Source organism: Pseudomonas sp., assembly GCF_030698175.1.
Classification (GTDB): domain Bacteria; phylum Pseudomonadota; class Gammaproteobacteria; order Pseudomonadales; family Pseudomonadaceae; genus Aquipseudomonas.
Genome location: NZ_JAUYNT010000029.1, coordinates 203088 through 225217 on the forward strand (window position 1 = coordinate 203088; position 22130 = coordinate 225217).

At 57.3% G+C, this 22130-nt stretch carries 18 protein-coding genes, 1 tRNA gene and 1 pseudogene; 6 read left to right on the forward strand and 14 right to left on the reverse strand.

Features of this window, described 5'->3' with window-relative positions; all coding sequences use genetic code 11:
• Nucleotides 1–218 precede the first annotated feature (218 nt).
• Nucleotides 219–1037 carry a pyruvate, water dikinase regulatory protein gene (locus Q8R10_RS16255; protein ID WP_305654891.1) on the forward strand — a complete coding sequence of 273 codons (819 nt, stop codon included), beginning with the start codon at nucleotides 219–221 and terminating at the stop codon, nucleotides 1035–1037.
• Nucleotides 1038–1107: 70 nt separating this feature from the next.
• Here Q8R10_RS16255 and Q8R10_RS16260 read toward each other — a convergent pair whose 3' ends face one another.
• The gene (locus tag Q8R10_RS16260; protein ID WP_305654892.1) at nucleotides 1108–5064 is read right to left on the reverse strand and encodes a calcium-binding protein; all 3957 of its coding nucleotides are present in this window, start codon (nucleotides 5062–5064) and stop codon (nucleotides 1108–1110) included.
• Nucleotides 5065–5079: 15 nt separating this feature from the next.
• On the opposite strand from Q8R10_RS16260, the gene Q8R10_RS16265 reads away from it, so the two are divergent.
• From Q8R10_RS16265 to Q8R10_RS16285, 5 genes and pseudogenes are all read left to right on the forward strand, one after another.
• Nucleotides 5080–5520 carry a hypothetical protein gene (locus Q8R10_RS16265; RefSeq protein WP_305654893.1) on the forward strand — a complete coding sequence of 147 codons (441 nt, stop codon included), beginning with the start codon at nucleotides 5080–5082 and terminating at the stop codon, nucleotides 5518–5520.
• 71 nt (nucleotides 5521–5591) lie between these two features.
• A pseudogene (locus Q8R10_RS16270) lies at nucleotides 5592–5836 on the forward strand (contractile injection system protein, VgrG/Pvc8 family); the annotation flags it as partial.
• A 39-nt stretch (nucleotides 5837–5875) separates the two neighbouring features.
• Complete coding sequence (locus Q8R10_RS16275; RefSeq protein WP_305654894.1) at nucleotides 5876–6334, forward strand: hypothetical protein; 459 nt, start codon at nucleotides 5876–5878, stop codon at nucleotides 6332–6334.
• Nucleotides 6313–6879 (forward strand): hypothetical protein, encoded by a 567-nt coding sequence (locus Q8R10_RS16280; protein WP_305654895.1) that lies wholly within the window; start codon nucleotides 6313–6315, stop codon nucleotides 6877–6879. Before Q8R10_RS16275 ends, Q8R10_RS16280 begins: the two co-directional genes overlap by 22 nt.
• 79 nt (nucleotides 6880–6958) lie before the next feature.
• Nucleotides 6959–7720: a hypothetical protein gene (locus Q8R10_RS16285; protein WP_305654896.1), complete on the forward strand. Its 762-nt coding sequence runs from the start codon at nucleotides 6959–6961 to the stop codon at nucleotides 7718–7720.
• A 239-nt stretch (nucleotides 7721–7959) separates the two neighbouring features.
• On the opposite strand, the gene Q8R10_RS16290 is transcribed toward Q8R10_RS16285, so the two are convergent.
• The 13 genes from Q8R10_RS16290 to pheT all read right to left on the reverse strand — a co-directional run bounded on the left by Q8R10_RS16290 (nucleotide 7960) and on the right by pheT (nucleotide 22109).
• Nucleotides 7960–8757, reverse strand: coding sequence for a hypothetical protein (locus Q8R10_RS16290; RefSeq protein ID WP_305654897.1), 798 nt, complete (start codon nucleotides 8755–8757; stop codon nucleotides 7960–7962).
• 56 nt (nucleotides 8758–8813) lie between these two features.
• The gene (locus tag Q8R10_RS16295) at nucleotides 8814–9074 is read right to left on the reverse strand and encodes a helix-turn-helix transcriptional regulator (protein ID WP_305654898.1); all 261 of its coding nucleotides are present in this window, start codon (nucleotides 9072–9074) and stop codon (nucleotides 8814–8816) included.
• Nucleotides 9075–10400, reverse strand: a complete 1326-nt coding sequence (locus Q8R10_RS16300; protein ID WP_305654899.1) for a type II toxin-antitoxin system HipA family toxin — start codon at nucleotides 10398–10400, stop codon at nucleotides 9075–9077.
• Nucleotides 10401–10639: 239 nt separating this feature from the next.
• Nucleotides 10640–11026: a hypothetical protein gene (locus Q8R10_RS16305; RefSeq protein WP_305654900.1), complete on the reverse strand. Its 387-nt coding sequence runs from the start codon at nucleotides 11024–11026 to the stop codon at nucleotides 10640–10642.
• Between the two features lie 79 nt (nucleotides 11027–11105).
• Nucleotides 11106–12155: a Fic family protein gene (locus Q8R10_RS16310; RefSeq protein WP_305654901.1), complete on the reverse strand. Its 1050-nt coding sequence runs from the start codon at nucleotides 12153–12155 to the stop codon at nucleotides 11106–11108.
• Nucleotides 12156–12166: 11 nt separating this feature from the next.
• The gene (locus tag Q8R10_RS16315; RefSeq protein ID WP_305654902.1) at nucleotides 12167–15643 is read right to left on the reverse strand and encodes a DEAD/DEAH box helicase family protein; all 3477 of its coding nucleotides are present in this window, start codon (nucleotides 15641–15643) and stop codon (nucleotides 12167–12169) included.
• Nucleotides 15644–15973, reverse strand: coding sequence for a nuclease-related domain-containing protein (locus Q8R10_RS16320; RefSeq protein WP_305654903.1), 330 nt, complete (start codon nucleotides 15971–15973; stop codon nucleotides 15644–15646).
• A 49-nt stretch (nucleotides 15974–16022) separates the two neighbouring features.
• Entirely contained in the window at nucleotides 16023–17189 is a 1167-nt protein-coding gene (locus tag Q8R10_RS16325) for a restriction endonuclease subunit S (RefSeq protein ID WP_305654904.1), read from the reverse strand.
• Nucleotides 17186–18670 (reverse strand): class I SAM-dependent DNA methyltransferase, encoded by a 1485-nt coding sequence (locus Q8R10_RS16330; protein WP_305654905.1) that lies wholly within the window; start codon nucleotides 18668–18670, stop codon nucleotides 17186–17188. Before Q8R10_RS16330 ends, Q8R10_RS16325 begins: the two co-directional genes overlap by 4 nt.
• Before the next feature lie 249 nt (nucleotides 18671–18919).
• A tRNA-Pro gene (locus Q8R10_RS16335) sits at nucleotides 18920–18996 on the reverse strand.
• Nucleotides 18997–19087: 91 nt separating this feature from the next.
• A complete protein-coding gene (locus Q8R10_RS16340; RefSeq protein ID WP_305654906.1) occupies nucleotides 19088–19444 on the reverse strand; it encodes a MerR family transcriptional regulator in 357 nt (118 codons plus the stop codon).
• Nucleotides 19425–19727, reverse strand: a complete 303-nt coding sequence (ihfA, locus tag Q8R10_RS16345) for an integration host factor subunit alpha (protein WP_305654907.1) — start codon at nucleotides 19725–19727, stop codon at nucleotides 19425–19427. The genes Q8R10_RS16340 and ihfA overlap by 20 nt, the downstream gene beginning before the upstream one ends.
• A 3-nt stretch (nucleotides 19728–19730) precedes the next feature.
• Nucleotides 19731–22109: a phenylalanine--tRNA ligase subunit beta gene (pheT, locus tag Q8R10_RS16350; protein WP_305654908.1), complete on the reverse strand. Its 2379-nt coding sequence runs from the start codon at nucleotides 22107–22109 to the stop codon at nucleotides 19731–19733.
• Between the last annotated feature and the right edge of the window lie 21 nt (nucleotides 22110–22130).

Here is a 22130-nt window from a genome sequence, read left to right on the forward strand (position 1 = left end):
ATGCCGACAGGCTGTTAACCGAGACGTTCCGTGCTGCGGTGGTCGGCCCTTTAAAAATAAGTAACAATGCCATCTGGTAAGAGCCGCTAAATGCGCGGCCCATGATAGCCAAGAATCGTCACAACCTTAAGATCTTTAGTGCAAATGAAAGGATCTGCTTTTTTCAGCTCCGACGGTCATAGCCAAGAATCGTCACAACCTTAAGGCCTTTGGCGCAAATGAAACGATCTGCTTTTTTCATCTCCGATGGTACCGGTATAACGGCCGAAGCACTCGGTCAGAGTCTACTGGCCCAATTCGAAAACATTGCCTTCAGTAAGTTCACCCGCCCCTACATCGACAGTGTTGAAAAAGCCCGCGCCATGGTACAGCAAATCAACGCTGCCGCCGTCAACGACGGGGCTCGGCCGATTATTTTCGACACCGTGGTCAACCAAGATATTCGCGACATCCTGGCCGAATCCGACGGCTTTATGATCGATATCTTCTCCAGTTTTCTGGCCCCACTGGAGCAAGAGCTAACCTCGCACTCCTCCTATTCGGTCGGCAAATCCCACTCGATCAACTCCAATTCCAACTACATGGAGCGTATCGACGCGGTTAATTTTGCCCTGGATAACGACGATGGCGCCCGCACCCACTACTACAACAAGGCCGATTTGATTCTGGTGGGCGTCTCGCGTTGCGGCAAAACTCCGACCTGTCTGTACATGGCCTTGCAATATGGCATCCGCGCGGCGAACTACCCGCTGACCGAAGATGACATGGAACACCTGCAACTGCCCGCCGCCCTCAAAGCCTTCAAACACAAGCTGTTCGGCCTGACCATCGACCCCGACCGCCTGACCGCGATTCGCAACGAGCGCAAACCCAACAGCCGCTACGCCAGCTTTGCCCAGTGCGAATTCGAAGTGCGCGAAGTGGAAAACCTGTTTCGCCGCGAGAACATCCCGCACATCAACTCCACGCATTTTTCGGTGGAAGAAATCTCCGCCAAAATCCTGGTGGAAAAAGGTGTGGAACGACGTTTGAAGTAAAACGCGAAATGGCATCGCACCAACCCCATGCCAATCCAGCCAAGGTGGCCCGCCGTAGAACTCTTGCGACTCACAAACAAAGCGCCCGCCATATGGCGACAATCACCGCATTCAGCTGATCGCGCTGGGCCTGGGCCAGATTTATCTCACCTCCCGCTGGAGCACCGAAGGCGGCCATGGCATTGACCAAGGTATCCACCTTATTGGCATACAACGCCGTACTGCCGACTTGAATGGCATCGAGTTGTTGCTCCGCGCTGACATACCAGTCCTGCACGGTGATGCGATCCAGTGAGCCGGTGACATCGATCAGCAAACTATTGCCCTCGCGAGACAACCAGAGATTCTCCCGGGTAATCCCTTCGATGCTTAACACATCGTTGTCGGCTGGCGTGTTGGACAGATTGTTAAGGCTGTCCTGACCATCCCCGGCGGCGAAGCGATAGGTATCGTTGCCATCACCGCCCATTAGGTAATCATTGCCTTGGTTGCCGCGCAGTTGATCGTTACCCGAACCGCCGTCGATCAGGTCTGCATCAGACGAGCCGAACCAGTACTGATCGCCCGCCTGCCCGCCAACCAGGGTTCCGAAGGCGCGCTCATCCGGCAGATTCTGGTAGTTTGGCGAGCCATTGGCATCGGGATTGGTCAGGCCGAAGGCACTGAAGATCTGCGCGGCAGTGAGCGCGCCACCGGAGGCAAAGGTAATGCTATCCACCACGGAGTCGCCGCCGAGAAACCAGTTCTTCAGCGTGACCTTATCGGTGCCACCACTAACGTTGAGCACCAGGTCATTGCCACTCCTCATCAGTCCGCTGCTCACCTGATTGAAGTCGATCCCCTCGAAACGCAGGGCATCGACGCCGCCACCCTTGTTTTCGATAACATCCTGCCCCCCGCCGGCCGCGAACACATAGCTGTCGTCACCGCGTCCGCCCAGCAGGCTGTCATTGCCAACGCCGCCATTCAGGCTGTCGTTGCCATTGCCGCCTTCGAGGCGATCATTGCCGGCAGCGCCGAGCAATTGGTCGTTACCATTGAAGCCTTGCAGCAGATCACGCTGAGCTGTGCCATTCAGGGCGCCATCGTTGCCGGTGGAGCCCTGCACGCTGTTATCGAACGCGGCGGTTGGCGTTGGCATAGCGATGCCGAAGGCGTCGAAAATCTGTACCGCGGTGAGCTGACCGCCAGTCTCGAAGGTGAAGGTTTCCACCAGATTGTCCCCACCCAGGAAAAAGTCCTTCAGGCTCACCTGGTTAGTGGTGCTGCCATTGACCTTGAGAATCAAATCGTTGCCGGACTTGGTCAAGCCGGAAGACACCTGATTGAAGGTGATGCCATTGCTGAAGCGCAGGGTATCGTTGCCACCGCCTTGCTCTTCGATGCCGTCCAGGCCAGCGGTATAGATATAGGTGTCGTCGCCCACACCACCCAGCAGCCGGTCGTTACCAGCGGCCCCACTCAAACTGTCGTTACCGGCGCCACCGATGAGTACATCCTGGCCAGCGCTTCCTGTGAGGACGTCCGCCCCGCCGACGCCCGGCACCGGCGGTTGGCCGCCATCCCCCGGCTGGGTGTCGCCGCCCCCTGGGTTAGTGTCGCCATCCCCCGGCTCGCCAGTATCGCCGCCGCTGCCATCCGGCAAGGCACTAAGCAGCCCGGCGATCTGCGCGCCCGTCAAGTAACCGCCGCCGTCTGGCTGGACGTAGTCGATGGCATAGTCCGCACCAAGGAAGTGCTGAGCGACGCGCACCTGCTGCGTCAGATCCTTGTCAACCAGGATCAACAGATCGTCGCCTTCGCGGTGGAAACTCAGCCGCGGGCGGTCGATACCGGAGAGAAAGAACACCCCGTCGAAACCACCACCACTGTTGTCGATCACATCCACCCCGCCAGTGGCGCGGTAGTAATACTTGTCGTCACCCGCGCCACCCGTCATGGCGTCATCACCATCCTCGCCATCCAGCACATCATTACCTAGGCCACCGTTCAGCACGTCCTTGCCAGAGCCTTGCGCCTGACCGTTGCCGCCGGAGAGGTAATCATCGCCGTCGCCACCTTCGAGCTGATCGTCGCCGCTCATGCCGAAAAGTTTGTCGTTGCCCGCCAGACCTCGCAGCAGATCACGGCCGTCATAGCCAGACAGCTGTTCGGCCGCCGCGCTGCCGTCAATCACCGCCTTGAAGTCACCCGGCACGCCGTTGGCCGCCACCATGTGGCCGATACGCTCGGCATTGATCAGATAACCGCCATCCGGTTGCACATAACCTATGGCTTTATCAGCGCCGAGGAAATGCCCCAAGACGCGCACCGCCTGCCGAACATCGCCATCGACCTTGATCAGTAGATCATTAGCGTCGCGACTGAAGCTCAGGCGCTCCGCACTAATACCATCGGTGAAGAACACGCCGTCGTAGCCACCGCCACTGTTGTCGATGGTGTCGACACTGCCGCCTGGATTGTAGATGTACTTATCATTGCCCAGACCACCGAACAACTTATCCTTGCCGGCTCCGCCCGCGAGCTGATCATGGCCATCGTCCCCCTTGAGGATGTCGCTGCCGTTTCCTCCGGAGAGATTGTCGTTATCGCTGCCGCCCTCGAGACGGTCGTTGCCGTCACGCCCCTGGAGATTGTCGTCACCGACACCGCCAAGCAGACGATCAGTGCCGGCGTCACCGTCCAGGTAATCGTTGCCGGCATCGCCATAAATCAGGTCATCGCCCGCCCGTCCCCACACCTGATCATTACCGGCGCCGGCGCGAATCTGATCATTCAACTCGCGGTAACCCAACAAGCTATCGTCGCCCGCGCTGCCCTTATAGACCACCTTGCTCTCCACATCCGCCAGGCTCAGCACACTGCCATCGGCGAAGCGAAAACTGTCCAGTTTGAAGTGATCGCTCGGCTCCTTGAACCAGTTCTGGATGGTGATCACATCGGTGCGGTTGACATGCCCGATGACCATGTTCAGGCCGCTACGACTGAAACTTAGATCGCTTGCCCGGATACCCGCGCCAAAGCTCAGGGTATCGGCGCTCGGCGCAATATTGCTGAAGGCCTCGTTGGCTCGCCGCTCGATCAGCAGATCACGACCATCGCCCAGGTTGAAGACATAGGTATCTTCCCCGAAGGAGCCGTACAAGCTGTCATTGCCGGCACCACCCTCCAGGGTGTTACTGCCCTGATCCCAGGCATCGCTATGGGCCTCTAGAGTGTCGTTGCCGGCACCGCCGCGCAGGGTGTCGAAGCCTTGACCCTTGAGACGGTCGTTGCCGTCCCCGCCGATGAGCTGCCCTGTGCCGTCTAGGCTGTCGTCGCCAGCGCCACCATCGAGCAGGCCATTGCCCACGAGGCTGTCGTTGCCCGCCTCGCCATACAGCGCGTCGTTACCGGCACCACCATTAAGGGTGTCGTTACCTTCGCCGCCGTGCAGCGAATCGTTGCCGCCCTCGCCTTCTAGCAGATCAGTACCGCTACCACCGCTAAGTGCATCTGCCCCATCACCACCGAGCAAATGATCATTACCATCACCACCATCAACCTGGTCATTCCCACCCAGGCCAAAAATTTCATCATTACCGCTGCCGGCAGCGATGATATCGGCGTCCGGATGGGCCCAAATGACATCATCCCCCACTGTACCCGCCACCGCCTGCTGCGCTATTGCAGCGGCATTGAAAACCACGGCATTGGCAAAGCGGATTTCATCAATGGCGTTCCCAGTAGCAGCCTTGGAGTCCGCCGCAAACTGATTCAGAACTTTAATGGTCTGCCCACTCGCATCCATACGAATCAAGAGATCATTACCGGCACGGCGTAAAACCACCTGATCCGGCGAAAGATCAGTGAGCACCAGTGCGTCAATACCAGAGGCATCGTTAATAACGTCGTTGCCATCGCCCAGAGCATAGCGATACGTGTCATTACCTCCCGCCCCAAGCAATTGATCATTGCCCTTGCCGCCAGTTAACACATCTGCAGAGGCATAGCCGGTGAGCGTGTTATCCGCATCATTACCCTGCAATACAGCGCTAAGCAGTTGCTGGCGAGACCTCGCTTCGAAGACTACAAGGTCGAACATATTTTCAAAGGCGAGAATCACGAACTGATTGTCGAAGACGACAACGAAGACAACTGGTCGCTCTACCGCAGGCAAGCCATCAGAAAACCAGTCAACTTCGCCGGGCATTACATCGTCTTCGCCACAGGCTGCGGTGGCGGTGCCATATGCGGCGAAGTTCTGGATGCCCAGACCGGCAGAATCGCAGCGTCGTTTCCCAACGCTTACGAAATGGATAGCCCCGACGGCAGCTATTACGACGCCAGCTTCAAACTGGATAGCCGTCTCATCGTGATTAGCGGCGTAGCTGCTGACCCGGAAGTCGGATTGGATGGCGAGAAGCAGCCTAGTTCTAACAGAACGCGCTACTTCGAGCTCAGGGACAACGAACTGAAGCTGTTGAAAATCGTCGATGAGTGAAATGTCGTACCAGAGATAAATGCCCTCTGGAGAGAAGCCTTGGTTGCAGAAGGGCATATTGGGGGACACCCATTAGCCGGCCCTACCGCTTCGAGCTGGAGCTGATCAGCCAGCAGCCCGGTTTCGACCTGCCAAGCCTCAGCATAGTGTCGCAACTGAGCTACTGGCCCCTCGCGGCAATCAGCAAATCTTCCAACATCTGACGGTACCGCAGATAGCCGCGTAGGTGCTGCAGGAGCACGGCATCTAGGCGGGCGCCTATCAGTTTCAACTCGGCCCGACCCTCTACCCCGAGCGCGACTACTGCGTGCAGCATCAAACCACGTTACGTGAATGAGTTCGAGGCCAGCAAAAAATGAAAAAGACGTTCTATTCAGTCCTACTTCTGCTCGCATTTGTCGGTAATACCGCCTGCGCCACCCAATCCCCGGAAGAACCATCCACGGCGCGCCCGAATCAAGAAGAAGGCTCTTGCTATGGGTATCTGACCGAACTGGTGAGAAGCAGTAATTTTCCGTTCAAGTATGTGAGCAAGGAAAAAACCAATCTGCTGATCGACAACGACACCGGCGACAGCGTGATGGCCCAGTTGTTTTTCGATACAGATGGCACCGGCACTATCGGTTGGGTGCAATACGACGTGACCCGGCAGCAGCTATTCAACGTTTCAGGCGATGTGGAGGAACCGCAAGAGCTGACATTCGATGCATCGTTCGCTGCCGAATATGAAACGTGCATAGGACGCCGAAACACTGATTTCGATTTTGACGCAGAACCCACCAGGAACCAGCAATGCGGATTACAGATTCTATAAGGGCTAGCCTGCTGGTTCTGGCCGTTTCGGCGGCCAACCTCTGCCTGGCAGAAGACTACTCGGAAAGCATCGAATTTCCGGACAGCGGATGGCGCGTCGAAACCCAGTGCTCGACCGTCGCCAAAACCACTCAATGCGCGATTTCCGTCAGCGATGGCAGCACCGAGGAGAAGGTGCTGGACTATCCCGGCGCCCCGGCATCCGCGAGCTACGAGGCGGATGTCTTCCTGCTCACCTTCGGCTGCGGTACCGCGTATTCGGCAACCTACGCCTGCAAGCTCGGCGGCCACTTGGGCGAACCTTTCCCGCTGGTGGAGGCGGTGGACAGCGAGCGCGAAGTGGTGATGAGCCTGGGAGCTACGTCAGTGCGATTCTACCGCATGTTCAACAAGAGCGACGCGCCGCTACACGAAATCGCCCCCGATCTTGGCGGCGCCAGCCTGCTGGACAGCGTCGACGACAGCGGCATCGAAGACCATGTATTCGGCCTGTCCTATCGCAGCGGAAACGACATGGAAGAATTGCAGTACGAGGCTCCGCAGTGAGCATAAACAGCGCCTGCCTGATCCTGAAGTTCGAAGCCATCCTCAGGGAAACGTCCTCTGCCAAGGAAATCTTCACACCATGAAACACACACTATCCACCACGCTACTGCTATCGCTTGCGCTGGCCGCCACCGTACAAGCGCAAACGAACACTGTCACAGCCAATAGAGGCGGAGTCACGGAAACCTACCAGGCGAACGCCGACACTGGCGCGCTGACCATCGGTTGGGGCCAGGAAACCAAGGTGTTCGCCGATGCCGTCGGCAGCGCCGGGGAGACGTTCAAAAACCTGGTCTCGTTTAACGGAGTTCCCGCGCTGACTTACGAAAACACCGCATCGAGCACATCTTTCGAGGTTTTCTATACCCTCGCGCTCAAGGACAAAGTCCCGGTCATCGATTGCGTGTACGGCAATATCCGCAACGCCCAGAACGGTGCCTCTATCCGCAAGGCCGTGTGCAATCTGGATAAGCCGCTGTCGAGCGAATACCAAGATCTGATCTTCGCCTACTCGGACAAGTGGATCGAAGCCTCCAATGCGGTGTCCCTGCAATCCGTGATGGCCGAGCCCTCTCAGCCGGCCGATGCGCCCCTTGGCCGCCTGGGCGAGATTGATGTGGCACTGCGCTATAGCTCGGTCGATGAGTTGATGTCGGCGACCCCGAAAACCATCGCGACGGCGGGAGCGAAAACCCATGAAGTGAGCAGCGGCAACGTCTACTTCGTGTATGACGCGGATGGCACCACACCGCTGGTGCTGGATGTGGAGACAGACCCCACCACGCACACGCTGAAACGCCTGACATCGGCGGAGCTGCTACGCGCCATCAAGGCCAACTGAACCGCTGGAGTACCCGTAGCCACGCAGCAGATGGCTCCCGCGCGCACCCGCTTTCGCAACGGCAGCTGAGCAAAGCCGGTCGCGAGATCCATCTGAAGGCCGGGCAAATGTGGCATAGGGGTCAGGTCTTGCCTTTTGCCTTCGCTATTAGGCGACTAATAAAGGGATCGGATTTAATTAGTCCCTATTGTGCGCGAGCGTCACAAAAACCACCCGATCTACAATCTGTCAGCGACTTGTCAGAGCAGCGACTCAGCCTGCCGGCACACATAGGCGCCGGCGTAGCCGCGATCCGGATCGCCATACAGCTGCATCAGGTAGCTCTGTTCAGCGGCCCATTTCATCCAGGCCCTGAGCGCGGGGGCTGTGCCGTTGAGGACAGCCACTTTGGTCAGCCCGAGCCGGGCCTCGCGGCGGGTGTAGATGATCGGCATATTGAGCATGGCGGACGCCTCCGGCAGTTCTGGTACAAAGCGGTCCATGGCGTCCTTAAACGGATGACCGCCTATCTCGATGGTGGGCAGCCCCTTGATCACTTCAATGGCGGCATTGATTTTGTTGAGCATCTGCTCTGGGGAAATACGCTGAAACTGCGCGCGGCCGGCAATGCGCGATTGGCGGACCTCGAACGGTTCAACACCTGGGCAAAGACCTTGATAGGCGTGATTCAGGCAGTGATCAGACGCCGCAATGATGCTCAGGGTTTTGCTCTGGGCAATGTTCAAAAACGCGCAGACCTGGCCCAGGCTTGAGCCCTGCCAGTAGCGCTCAGCCGGCAGACTGTACCCAGGGTCACCCGGCTTGTGATGATCGGCAACCAAATGCTGCTCGTTGCGCAAGGCCGGTACCGAGCATTCAACCCAGACTACGGGCTGACTCCAGTCGATCGCTCCGCTCAGGTCGCCTGCAACATAGGCGTTGCCACTGACCACGCGGCGGCCGTTAAGCCGGGCATGCGCAAAATGACGCCCCTGCTCGGCCAGCAGTTGCTCGATGGTGTGCATCTCTGGATCAAGTGCACCGAGGATGAATTGCATGCGTCTATCCAAAAGGCCAAGGGACTAAAATGAGAACATCCAACTCTGATCTGGGCTCAAGTCTTCGGCACTATGCCAACCTGCATGCCAAAGGGATTGAACACGCTATTCAAGGTCTGCACGGTGGGATTGCTTTCGTCATGTTCCAGCTGACGCAGGGCACGCAGTGATAGCTTGCACATTTGCGCGAACCGGACCTGTTGTAAGCCCGTGACCTCTTTGCGCAGTCGCCGCACTGCAGCGCCGATAGTAATTTCACCGCAGGCCAGCTGCTGCTGTAACTCGGTCAGAATCTGCTTACGCTCAATAGCATCCATTTAGATCAGCTCCCACTTGCCGAGTCGGTTAGGCAAGTCACGTAGAGCTATCCGCGGGTGATTCATGGTGGCAACAGGCAAGCCATCATCACGCAGCAAATCGGGCAAGGCCAGAAAGGATTGGGCTGCCGCTCTTAGACGCTCAAACAGCTCATCCGGGTTAATCCATTCAGACATTTCAGTACAGGCCGCTCGCCAGTTCACTTCACCGGCCAGCTCAATGTGTCGAGGCCACTTGGTTGTGCGCGTGACGCCTTCCGCATCCATGACCATCGGAGCCAGGTCATAGATAGGGGCAAGCTTCACACCCGACGCGCTGCGCAGAATCGATGTGTTGCGACCATGATTGTCGGAGTTGCCCAAAATCTGATTCAACAGATCGCGCTGCACATATTCAAACACCAGGTCGCCAACCTGCTCGCCCTGCCCAACTGATTGCCACAGCCTGATCAGGTTTTGCAGCACATCCGAATGCACCATATAGCTACCAGGCTCAGAGACACCCGACAGTGAATACATGGACTCTACGGCAGTTCGACCGACCCCTTGTGCAGTAACCTCACGATCGAAACGATGCATCCACAGACTGGGTTTCTGCCCCTCCTCCAAAGCCAGCCCGTCAGCCGCGATGGTATCGAGGCCCAGCTGGCGAATAGCTCTATAAAAGCAAAATTCACTACGCAGAATGTCTTGATCCGTCTGGCTGGCCTTATTGCGTGCAAACTTCACAAACCAGTGCTGAACAGCATCTGCGTCCGGCAATACCGCATCGGGATGCAAGAGACCCTGGTGATCTTCAGTCAGCAACAGCTTGGGGGCTTCGCCACCCGCTCCAGTAGCACCGCCAATGGCAGCGCCCTGTTCATAGGCATATTCCAGGAAGCGTGAGTCACGGCTGACCACCTCGTCTCGCGAGAACCCCAGAACCGGACTGTCAGCGATAGCGTCTACAGACTCTTTTATGCGCAGATTACCAACGGGCGCCGGCGTGCAACGCCCCAACAGGAAAAGATCTAGATTCAGACTCTCCGGGCGCTCGCCGATCAAGCGCTTGAGCAAAAATCGCCTAGCCGCTCCAGATGGCAAAATATCGAAGAGAAAGGCAGGCGCCTGCTTGCTCCGCCAAGAATCCCAGCCCAGAGGGAAAGCAGCACTGACCGTAAAGTTCAATCGGCTGCCGATAGACTCTAGGGAGTCAACCAGATAGCGCTGCTCGTACCCATAGACGCAGGCTCCTTCCAAGCCGAGCTCAGGGTGTTCAAAACCAATCCTCATGGCATCTTGCCATTTACCGGCTGTATATATTTGTAGAGTGAGCGTGTGCATGGCGACTACCAGCAATTTAATGCCTAAAATACTAGCCAACCCCTCACAAAAAGGCAATTAATTGCCTATTTTACTTCTGGATCGATAAATATTCGGCACTGTAATACCCATCCATACGGATTCACTAGCGCTAACACACAGCCGAACATGCGCTGGCTCCCTTTATTCGGGACAAATTGCAGGGGGGGCTGGAAGACGGAAAATTCAAAAAAGGTGTCAGGAATAGGACAATAGCCATACTAACCCTTCGCTGAATTCACCACTTTAGTGACCAGCTTCCAAGCGGGCGCCTTGCCGCTATTTAGCCGGCAAGGCCTAGCGCGGGCAGCGGCTGGCCCGTGGACAACTAGCTTGAGGTCGGCACTGCCAAGGACTGACAGAAACTGCAGATCGCCGCACCGCTCGGTATGCACGACAATCTCCAGCGATTGGCCATCGGAACCAAAGTTGGTTGCATAGGGCGCATTCCACTTTTCAGTCTCGCCCGTGTCGAATCGGGCAAACACACTGGCAATGCCATTACGCCCCAGCGTCAACCAGGCCCCCTGGCCTTCAGGATCGGCTGGATCATCTCGCTCGCAGCCACAAACAAGCAGCGCCAGCGCCATTGCGAGCAAAAGTTTCATGGATAACTCCTGGTTGGCTAATACCTACATTCTGCCTGCAATAGCGCTATATGCACTCACGCAGGTTGAAACAAGGCCATTACAACGGTCCCCGCACCTGCTTGCCCAGCTCCGTCAGGCAGTACCGCTGCAAGCGACTATTCGGTTTAGTGGGTAACGTCATGCTGATCAGCCCTGCATCCAGCGCTGGGCGCAGATAGCGTTCACGAAACGATTTACGGTCAGACAACCCTAACGTGGCCTGTAACTCCTCGCGGCTCATCTCGCCGACGATGCGCCTGAGTAGCTCAGCGACTTGGGGGGTATCTTGAGGGGCGACTTGGGGGGTGGAAACCTGAATAGCGTCGCGCAGCATGGTCAGCATAAACACAATAAACGGCGCACAGTCACTGAGCCGGGTACTGTCATTGATCGCCGCGTAGTAATCGGCTTGATGGGCATACACCAGGCTCTCCACCGGCACATGCGCAAACAACGGATGCCAACGGCTCAGAATCAAGGTTTGCCAAAGCCTGCCCATGCGCCCATTGCCATCGGCAAAGGGGTGAATAAACTCAAACTCGTAGTGAAACACGCAACTGGCAATCAACGGGTGCTGATCCGTTGCCTCTAGCCAATGCAACAAGTCGCGCATCAGCTTAGCCACTCGATTAGCAGGCGGTGCCATGTGCACCACCTGCTCGCCCTGCATCACCCCTACTCCACTGCGGCGATAATGCCCGGCGTCGTCGAGCAAACCCTTCATCAGCAACGCATGAGCCGCCAACAAATGCGGCTCGCTAGTCGGTTTCCAGACATCTAGCTGTTCGTAAACAGCCAAAGCATTGCGCACCTCCTGCACTTCTTTTGGCGGGGCGATAATGCGTTTGCCGTCGAGAATCGCCGTAATCTGCTCTTCGCTCAGGGTGTTGCCTTCGATGGCCAGCGACCCCTGAACCGTGCGAATGCGATTGATGCGCCGTAACAGCAGTGCATTGGCGTGCTCTGGCTGAGCACTCAAACGCCCGATGCTTTCACCAATGCCCGCCACCAACGAGAGAATGGTGCCGTCGAGCGTAAAGGGTGGCTGATAGTGAGCCTGCGCCATTACTTCAATCCCCCTGATCGCGATGCCCGAACGATTCGGCATACCAAACCCACTCACGCCGCCGCACTGCGCTTAATCCCTGCTATCACCGCAACAATCGCATCCGCATCGGCATCCCCAAACGCGCCATCCAGGCCCTCATGGTGCAGGGCGGTGAACGGGGGTTCGTAGAGTTGCCCGGCTTCCATGACGCCCTGTTTAGTCAGGCGATCGATGATCATTTCGACAAAGCGGATCTGTTGGCTGCTGTAGCGATTCTCGTCGAGAAATTGCCCAAAGGCTTCTTTGGCAGCATTGCGATCCAAACCCACCAGCGAGCGGATAAACAGCGTCAGTGGCTTGTCCGTGCCGTAACACTGCTCAAAGTTGGCGCGGCTTCCCACTGGCTCGGATTTGTAGACGAACTCTTCCAGCTCGCTCAGGTCGGTCGGCGTCAGCGGTTTGTTGTACTTGAGCTTGGCGATGGCCACGTGGTTCTCGTTGGCGCGGATATAGGCCTCGACCTTCTTCTTGTACTGGGCGAGGTTGATGCCCGTGCTGAAGTCTTTCAGATTGACCACCGTCGCCTCGCCAATCTCGTCGGTGAGCACGCTGTACACCGGATTGCTTGGGCGGCGCTCGATAAATTTAATCAACTCGCGCAACTTGCGGCGCAGCTGCTCGATCATTTGCAGGCTGATGTCTTGCCAGTACTCTTCCGTTTGTACGTCCTGGAGCAACGCCAGTTCGGCGTGTACCGCCGGAATGGCTTCCATCACTTCCAACTGACTGGCCAGCTCGACGACTTTATCGCGGTAAACCATGAAGTCGTTGGTTGAGCGCACCAGCGCCAGTTGCAAGTTGAGGCAGAGCAGATCGAACAGCTTGGCGGTGATGTGCTCAGCTGCACGCTCGCTAGGCAGGCCGGCGACGTGGGTGCGTAGATCGCCCAGCGCCGAGTCGTCGAGCGCGTTCCACACTTCGCGGTCGGCAAACCGCGTCACGTGCTCAAGCTCGGTGCGCACAATGAAGTTGTCTTGGTTCATCGCCGCGACTTCGTCGTGCAGTTCGTTAGTTATTTCCGTGCGCATCTCGACAAAGGTGTCGTACTTGCCGCTATCTTCCGCCATGTCTGCGGCTTGACGTGTTTTGCCCGAGGCCAACAACGACAACAGATCCAGCCGTGCCTTGAACAGCCGCTTACCCAGTGGCTCAGCCATGCTGCCCAGCGCGCCCTTAGGGTTCTCATTGAAATATTCGAAGTTGGCGCAGAAGTCGAAAATATAAAACTCGCTCTTATTCACGCCCGGCGCGAATAGATCCGGACACAAACGCGTGCCGCGACCGATCATCTGTAGAAACTTCACTTTCGAGCGCACTGCCTTGAAGAACACCAGATTCAGCACCTGCGGCACGTCGATACCGGTGTCGAGCATGTCCACCGAAATGGCGATCTGTGGCAGCTTGTTCAGCTTGCTACTGAAGTCGTCGATCAGCGTTTGCGCATAGCTCACCGCGTGGGTGATCACTCGCGCGAACTCGCCGTGGTATTGCGGGTAATGGTGGTTGAAACGCTCTGCGATAAAAACGGCGTGCTTTTGGTTGACCGCAAAAATAATGGTCTTGCCGAGTTTGTCCCCACCTTCCACCGTTAAGCCCTGCTGCATCAGGTGTTTCAGCATCAGGTCAACGGTGCTTTCGTTGAATAGCTGCTTGTTTACCTCACTGGCCAGCACCTCGGTGGGTGCGTCGCCATCGCTGCTGTGGTCGCCCCAATCCAGCGATTCCCAGTGCTCTTTCTCGGCGTCGCTCAGCTGGTCGTAGCGGATACCGTCACGGACGAATTTGATCGGCACCGAGTACGCCTTGGGTGGCACCAGATAGCCGTCGGCCACGGCTTCGTCCAGCCCGTAGGCATCGGTGGGCACGCCAGTTTCCAGGCCAAACAGGTGGTAAGTGTCGCGATCCACCTCATTGCGCGGGGTAGCGGTTAGGCCCACCAGGTAACTGTCGAAGTAACGGAAGATCGCGCCGTACTTCTGGTACACGCTGCGGTGCGCCTCGTCGATCACGATCAGGTCGAAGTGGCCAACGCCGTATTTACGCCGGTCACCTTCCATCTGGTCGATCAAGCCCATCATGGTCGGATATGTACAGAGAAACACCCGACCTTGGCCGCTTTTGTCGGTCAGCAAGTTGACTGGGCTTGCGTCGGGCAAAAACTCCTTAAAGGCATTGGCGGCCTGTTTTACCAGTGCCACACGGTCAGCCAGAAACAACACACGTTTGACCCAGTTGCCGCGCATCAGCAATTCAATCAGGGCGATAGACATCCGGGTCTTGCCGGTGCCAGTCGCCATGGTCAGCAACCCGGCGCGGCGGCCTTGGCTCAGCGACTCGGTCATCGCACGGATGGCCCGATGCTGATAGGCGCGCTCGACAATGCTGGTGTTGATCGGCAAGTCGCCTAAGTCGGTCTGCAGGCTGCGGCGCTGAATCGCCAGCTCCAGCTCTTCACGGCTATAGAAGCCCTGTACTTCACGCGGTGGCGCGCGGCGGTCGTCCCACAGCCAGGTGTGGTTGCCGTTGCTGTAAAAAATCAGCGGGCGCTGGCCTTTCTCGGCTTCCAGGCAGTCGGCATAGAGTTTGGCTTGTTGCTGGCCAAGGTCCGGGTCTTTCAGGCTGCGCTTGGCTTCCACCACGGCCAGCGGTTTACCGTTGCTGCCCCAGAGCACGTAATCGACCAAGCCCTCGCCCTTGGCGCTGGGCATGCCGCCGACCGGCACTTCAGCATCGGCGTTCTTGCCCAGCTCCCAGCCGGCTTCGCGTAACAGCACGTCGATAAAAAAGCGTCGAGTGTCGGCCTCGTCGTAATCGTGGGTGTCCGGTACCGCGATGTTGGCCGACTTAGCCTGCGCCAGCGCGGCGCGAGTAGCCGCCAACTCGGCATTGACCTGCGCCAGCAACGCCTCGCGCTCACTTAAGCTGGCGGTCTGTTCGGCAATCGCCGCCTCACGGGCCTCCAGGGTGGCGTGCTGGGCTTCGATTTGCTGCTGAAATTTGGCTTCCTGTTTTTTCAGCTCGTCGCGGGTAAACGCCGCCGCATCGGTGACGCTGACCAGCTTGGGCACACGCTGCTCGTCGAACTCGGCGTCGATGCTCTTCGGGTCGCTGGCGCGGGTATAGGTACGCGCCAGCCAGAACAGCACATGAAACAGCTCGCGCACCAGCTTCATGGCATCGCCGTAGCCGACCGGCTGGTTGGCATGCACCGCCTGATTGCCAAACTTCTGAATCAGCCGCGCCTTTTGATGAATCGCCGGCGGCAGCAGCCGCACAAACTCGACCTGAGTCAGCAGCAGATTGAGGCCGTTGTCGTAGGGCATGCGCAGATCGCGATCGTGCTCATACAGCCAATGCACCGCCTGCTCCAGTGCATGGCGGGTGCGCATGCCGCACGCACGCGGGTCGGAATACACCAGTTGCTCCGCGCCCTTGGCCGGCTCAAACAGCGCTTTAAATTCGGGGATGAGAAATTGGAAGTTGCTCATTTAACCGGCTGCCCTCTGTGAGTCAACGTCTGCCCGCGCCTGCATCATCGGGTTCTTCTGGGTTTTCAGCAGGCCGTCGGCATAAATCTTCGCCTGGCCGCGATCCATGCTCTGGATGGTGTCCAGCTTCCAATCCTTGACCTCCAGCACCAGCACCCCGCGCAACGGATGCATCAGCACAAAATCCGGCTGCAAGGCTTTTGGTCCCACCGGGATATTGAACCAGCACAGGTAGTCGTCTTCGAGCTTCTTCTCCAAGCGCTCGGCCAGCCGGCGTTCGCCAGGGGTGTCGAAGCGGCAGGTGGTGCGAGCAGGGAAGAATTGAGCCATTTGGTTTGCCTGTTCCTTGGCGTGCCGGGGCACTGATTAGCGACGGAGGCTAGAGCGTTCCTGTGAACGCTTGCTGTTGTAAAGCCTGAAACAACTGCTCAGCAGAGTCTCTCGCTTTCTCTAACTCTCGTTTATGCACCTCGATTTTCGACACAGCAAGCGCAAACTGCGTTTGTAATGCGATAGGTGGTGCCAGCAGCGGAAACTTCTTCAGCTGCGTCATATTTATCGATGCGATGCCTGTAGTTTGCTTCGACACGCTTAGAAAGTACCGCTTACCACGCGCACTACCGACCAGCCAGTTCAGAAAAACCGGATTGATTAACGGTGAAGTGATGCGAACCCGAAAGACGTGGTTTTGATGAATGCACTCTCTTATAGAGCCATCCCATAACGCGCCTCTTCCGAGCTTGTCAGGGTCGCCGCCCTCAGTTAGCAACAGATCATTTACTGCCAGCCTGTATCTTTCTATCTCGGCATCTGTCGCACAGATCGTTTTAACTGAGCCCAGCTTTAGGTGGCGATCTTGCACATTGGCTACAGCAAGATATGGAGTCTCTCGGGTTTTTTCAGTTGTTCGCCGACCTTTGGTAATTCCAGAGCAAATATCAGCGACATCACCAAGAAAATCAGTTTCTGGCGAACCCTTCGAATTTGTCACCGGGTCGCCGAACATTTCCAGAAATACGGATTGCAGCAGTTGATCGAGCTTGGCGATGGCTTCGCGGCGCTTGGTGCGCAGCGCGTCGGCCTTGTCCAGAATCGCCGCGATACGACGTTGTTCGGGGAGAGGTGGGAGCGGGATTTGAACACTTTCGAGCTTTGCCTTGGTAATGTGCTTGAGACCAACCCCGCCATGTGACTGATCAATAATCTTATCGAGCAAGGAGTTCAGCGCGTAGCGCAGGTAAGCTTTATCAACGAGCGTCTCGTTGATATCGACTCTGAAAATGTGTTGATTTAAAAAACCTCGACCACGATTCCAAAAAAATGCGCCGAAAGAAGTGCCTGGGGTTCCTGACCAAGAGAAAAGTAGGTCACCGCTATTAACCCAGAACTTCTCTTCGACCTCAAAATTACAGTAATTGAAGGGTTTGCTTTCGTCGTTTAAATTTTGGATTCGAACGATTGGTGTTCCTTGATCGGACCATTCCTCCGGCTTGAAGGCTCGCCCATTCCGGAGATCGCAAAGACTTCCAAACGAAACAGACTTCACGACAACATCCCTTCCAACTCATCCATCCCCCGCATAATCTCCGCCTCCAGCGCCTTTAACTCGGCCAGAACTTTCTGCGGCGACTCGTGCTGCACTTCTTCGTACACCACTTGCTTGTAGCGGTTGATCGACAGGTCGTAGTCGTTGCCGGCGATTTCCGCCTTGGGCACTAAAAAGCTCTGTTCGGTGCGTGCTCGGTCGGCATCACCGGCGCGGTTGTGCCAGCGGGCAATGATATCGGGCAGGTTATTGCTGTCGTGCTTGTCGCTGGCCAGCTCGTTGCGCTTGTCGTCCAGCGAGTAGCCGTCGGCCTGCATGTTGTAGAACCAGACGTTATCGGTGCCGCCGGAGTTGGTCTTGGTAAACAGCAGGATGGCGGTGGACACCCCGGCGTAGGGGCGGAACACGCCGGAGGGCATGGAGACGATGCCGTCCAACTTATGCTCTTCCACCAGCATCTGCCGCAGCGCCTTGTGCGCTTTGCTGGAGCCGAACAGCACACCGTCCGGCACGATCACGGCGGCGCGGCCACCGGCCTTGAGCAGGCGCAAAAACAGGGCGAGAAACAACAGCTCGGTCTTCTTGGTTTTAACGATTTGCTGTAAGTCTTTGGCGCAGGCCTCGTAGTCCAGGCTGCCGGCGAACGGCGGGTTGGCCAGGATCAGGCTGAACTGACCTTCGACGCCGGCGTGGCCTTCGCTCAGGGAGTCGCGGTTTTCAATCGCCGGATTCTCCACGCCATGCAGCAGCATATTCATGGAGCCGACACGCAGCATGGTGTTGTCGAAGTCGAAGCCGTGGAAGGTGTCGTGGTTAAAGCGCTTGGCCGCGGCCGCGTCCTGGTAAATAGCGTCGCGGTGGTGGGCGTTGAGGTACTCACTGGAGGTGACCAGAAAGCCCGCCGTGCCGCAGGCCGGGTCGCAGATGGTATCCGAGGGCTTGGGCGCCATCATGTCGACCATCAGTTTGATGATGTGCCGTGGAGTGCGGAACTGACCGTTCTGCCCAGCGCTGGCAATCTTACCGAGCATGTATTCGTAGAGGTCGCCCTTGGTGTCGCGGTCCTCCATGGGGATGGCGTCGAGCATGTCCACCACCTTGGCCAGCAGCGCCGGGTTGGGGATGGTGAAGCGCGCGTCGCGCATGTGCCCAGCATAGGTGGACTCGCCATCCTCACCACCGAGGGTTTTGATAAAGGGGAACACCTTGTCGGCGATCAGCTGGTACAGGCTGGCCGGATCGCCCAGCGCCTTAAAGGCCGCCCAGCGCAAATGCTCTTGGTAAATACTGAAAATCGGCTTGTCGATCGGTTGCCCGGTACGCGCGGCCTTCCTTTCCTTAAGGGTCTGCAGCTCATCGAGGCGCTTGATAAACAGCAGGTAGGTCATCTGCTCGATGACTTCCATCGGGTTGGAGATGCCACCGCTCCAGAACGCATTCCAGATCTGGTCAACTTGGGTTTTTATCGTGCCGGTTATCAATGTCTGCTGCCTAAGTTGAATTTAACTGTTGTTGCGCACGGTGCAGGCACAGTGGGCAAACGCTGCAAAAACTCTGCGCTTCAAGTTGTTGCATGAATCTCTTTTCCCAGAATACTGGATATCACCTAGCTGTAAAAAACCATAAACCCTGAAAAATACAAACGGTGACCCAACGGTGACCAAAAACACTAAATCCCAGAAACGACTTAGCCCGGTCATTGCTGAGCCGGGCTAAGTCGTTGATCTATATGGTCGGGACGGAGTGATTCGAACACTCGACCCCTTGCACCCCATGCAAGTGCGCTACCGAGCTGCGCTACGCCCCGACTAGGCGTGAATCTGTTTCAGGACTGCCTAAAACGACTCGAACTATACCTTAAGCATTTGAAATGTGGAAGGTTTTGCAGAGTCAGCAGTTTATTTTTCTAGCACTAGAAGTACGTCTTCCAGCTCAGCAATCATCTGCCGAATAAGTTGCTTGAATTGGGTCGTATCGTCTTTCGCGTCATCACTGGACATGCGCAAACGCGCACCGCCAATGGTGAAGCCTTGCTCGTAAAGTAAGGCGCGAATCTGTCGAATCATCAGCACATCCTGGCGCTGATAGTAACGACGATTGCCACGCCGCTTCACCGGGTTGAGCTGAGGAAACTCTTGCTCCCAATAGCGCAGAACATGCGGTTTGACCGCGCAGAGTTCGCTCACCTCGCCAATAGTGAAGTAACGCTTGCCGGGTATAGGCGGCAACTCGTCGTTATGACTTGGTTCCAGCATAAGCTTCGACTCTGGCTTTCAGTTTTTGCCCCGGACGGAAAGTCACCACACGGCGCGCCGTGATTGGAATTTCCTCGCCTGTTTTTGGATTACGTCCCGGTCGCTGACTCTTGTCGCGCAGGTCAAAGTTGCCGAAACCGGACAATTTGACCTGTTCGTTATCTTCGAGCGCGTGCCGGATCTCCTCGAAAAACAGCTCCACCAGTTCCTTGGCTTCGCGTTTATTCAGGCCCAGCTCTTCATACAGACGTTCCGCCATCTCGGCTTTCGTCAAAGCCCCCATACGCTACATCCTTAACGTCGCGTTGAACTTTTGTTCCAGCAAACTGAGGATATTCTGGATGCTGGCATTCACCTCATCGTCATTAAGAGTGCGTGATGGATGCTGCCAGGTCAAGCCGACGGCGAGGCTTTTTCTATGTGGATCAATGCCTTTACCGTGATACACGTCAAATAGCCTGAGGTCAGTTAGGCACTCACCCGCCGCTACGCGGATGGTTTCGAGAATCGCACTGGCGGCCACATCGCGATCAGCCAGCAGCGCCAAATCACGACGCACCTCGGGGAAGCGCGACAGCTCGCTGAACTTAGGCATGCGCCCGCTGGCGATTTCAGCCAGCACCAATTCAAACAGATAGACCGGCTGATCGATGCCCAGTGTTTTGGTCAGCTCTGGATGCATTGCACCGATGAAGCCAACCAAGCGGCCGCCGCGCTCAATGCGCGCCGTTTGCCCCGGATGCAAGGCCGGATGCTCGCCCGCCACAAAACTGAATTCATCGGCAGAGCCGGCACAGGCCAGCAATGCTTCGACATCCGCCTTGAGGTCGTAGAAGTCGACCGCCTCACGGCCATGGCCCCAAGACTCTGGCAAACGGCTGCCGCAGATAACCCCGGCCAGCATGGCTTGCTGCTGCAAGCCTTCCAGTTGCCCAACAAAGCGCAGCCCGCTTTCGAACATGCGCACGCGGGTTTGTTGACGATTAAGGTTGTGTTGCAATGCCTTGACCAAGCCCGGCCACAGTGACGAGCGCATTGCTGCCATGTCTGCCGAAATCGGATTGGCCAGCATCAACGGCGCAACGCCAGGATTGAACAGCTCGAACATTTTCGGATCGATAAAGCTGTAGGTGATCGCCTCTTGATAACCACGGGCGACCATTAACCGGCGCAGCGCGGGCAACTCAACTGCGGCCTCAGCCTTACGCTGCGGTGCCAAGCGCGCTTGCGGATAACGCACAGGCAGGCGGTTATAGCCGTACAGGCGCGCCAATTCTTCGATCAGATCAACTTCAATGCTGATGTCGAACCTGTGGCTCGGCACCGTAATAGTCCACTGGCCGGCGCCATCGGCGCTGACGCCCAGACCTAGCGCACCGAGCAGGCGCTCAACCTCACTGGCATCCATGGCCATGCCGAGCATTTGCTCGATACGATCGGCGCGCAGGGTGATAGGCGCGATGTTCGGTAAGTGCGCCTGGCTGGCCACTTCAATGATCGGGCCGGCTTCACCGCCAACGATCTCCAGCAGCAAGCCAGTTGCACGCTCCATCGCCTCGCGGGTCAACTGCGAGTCCACGCCACGCTCGAAGCGGTGCGAAGAATCGGTGTGCAAGCCGTAAGAGCGAGCCTTACCGGCCAGCGCGATAGTGTCAAAGAAGGCCGCTTCGAGGAAGAGGTCGCAGGTTTGCGGCGTCACGCCACTGCCTTCACCGCCCATCACGCCGGCAATCGCCAAGGCGCGGTCGTGATCGGCAATCACCAGGGTATCGGCGCGCAGGCTAACTTCTTGGCCACCGAGCAGAACCAGCTTCTCGCCCTCTTCCGCCATGCGCACACGGATGCCGCCATTGATCTGGGCAAGATCAAAGGCATGCATCGGCTGACCCAGCTCGAGCATCACATAGTTGGTGATATCGACCGCCGCATCGATGCTGCGCACATCGGCGCGGCGTAAACGCTCGACCATCCACAACGGCGTCGGCCGCGACAGGTCAACATTGCGCACGACACGGCCCAGATAGCGCGGGCACGCCTGCGGGGCCAACACCTCAACAGGGCGTACCTCTGCATGCGTAGCTGCAACGGCCAGAACCTGCACAGGCTTAACCGGGGCGGCATACAGGGCGCCAACTTCACGGGCCAAACCGGCCAGTGACAAGCAATCGCCACGATTGGGGGTGAGGTCGACTTCGATGCTTTGGTCATTCAGTTGCAGATAGACACGAACGTCTTCGCCGACTGGCGCATCGCTGGCCAACTCGAGCAAGCCGTCATTTTCTTCGCTGATCTGCAGTTCAGCGGCCGAACAGAGCATGCCGTTGGATTCAACGCCGCGCAGCTTGGCTTTTTTGATCTTAAAGTCGCCCGGCAGCTCGGCACCGATCATGGCAAACGGGATTTTCAGGCCGGGGCGCACATTGGGCGCGCCACACACCACCTGAAACGTCTCGCTGCCATTACTAACCTGACACACGCGCAGCTTGTCGGCATCGGGATGCGGCTCGGTGCTGAGCACCTCACCGACCACAATGCCGGAGAACTGGCCGGCGACCGGGGTCACGCTATCGACCTCAAGGCCCGCCATGGACAGACGAGCAACCAGCTCATCACTGGAAACCTGTGGGTTAACCCAGGTCCGCAGCCATTGTTCGCTAAACTTCATCCCGCTCTCCTAAGCGCCAGC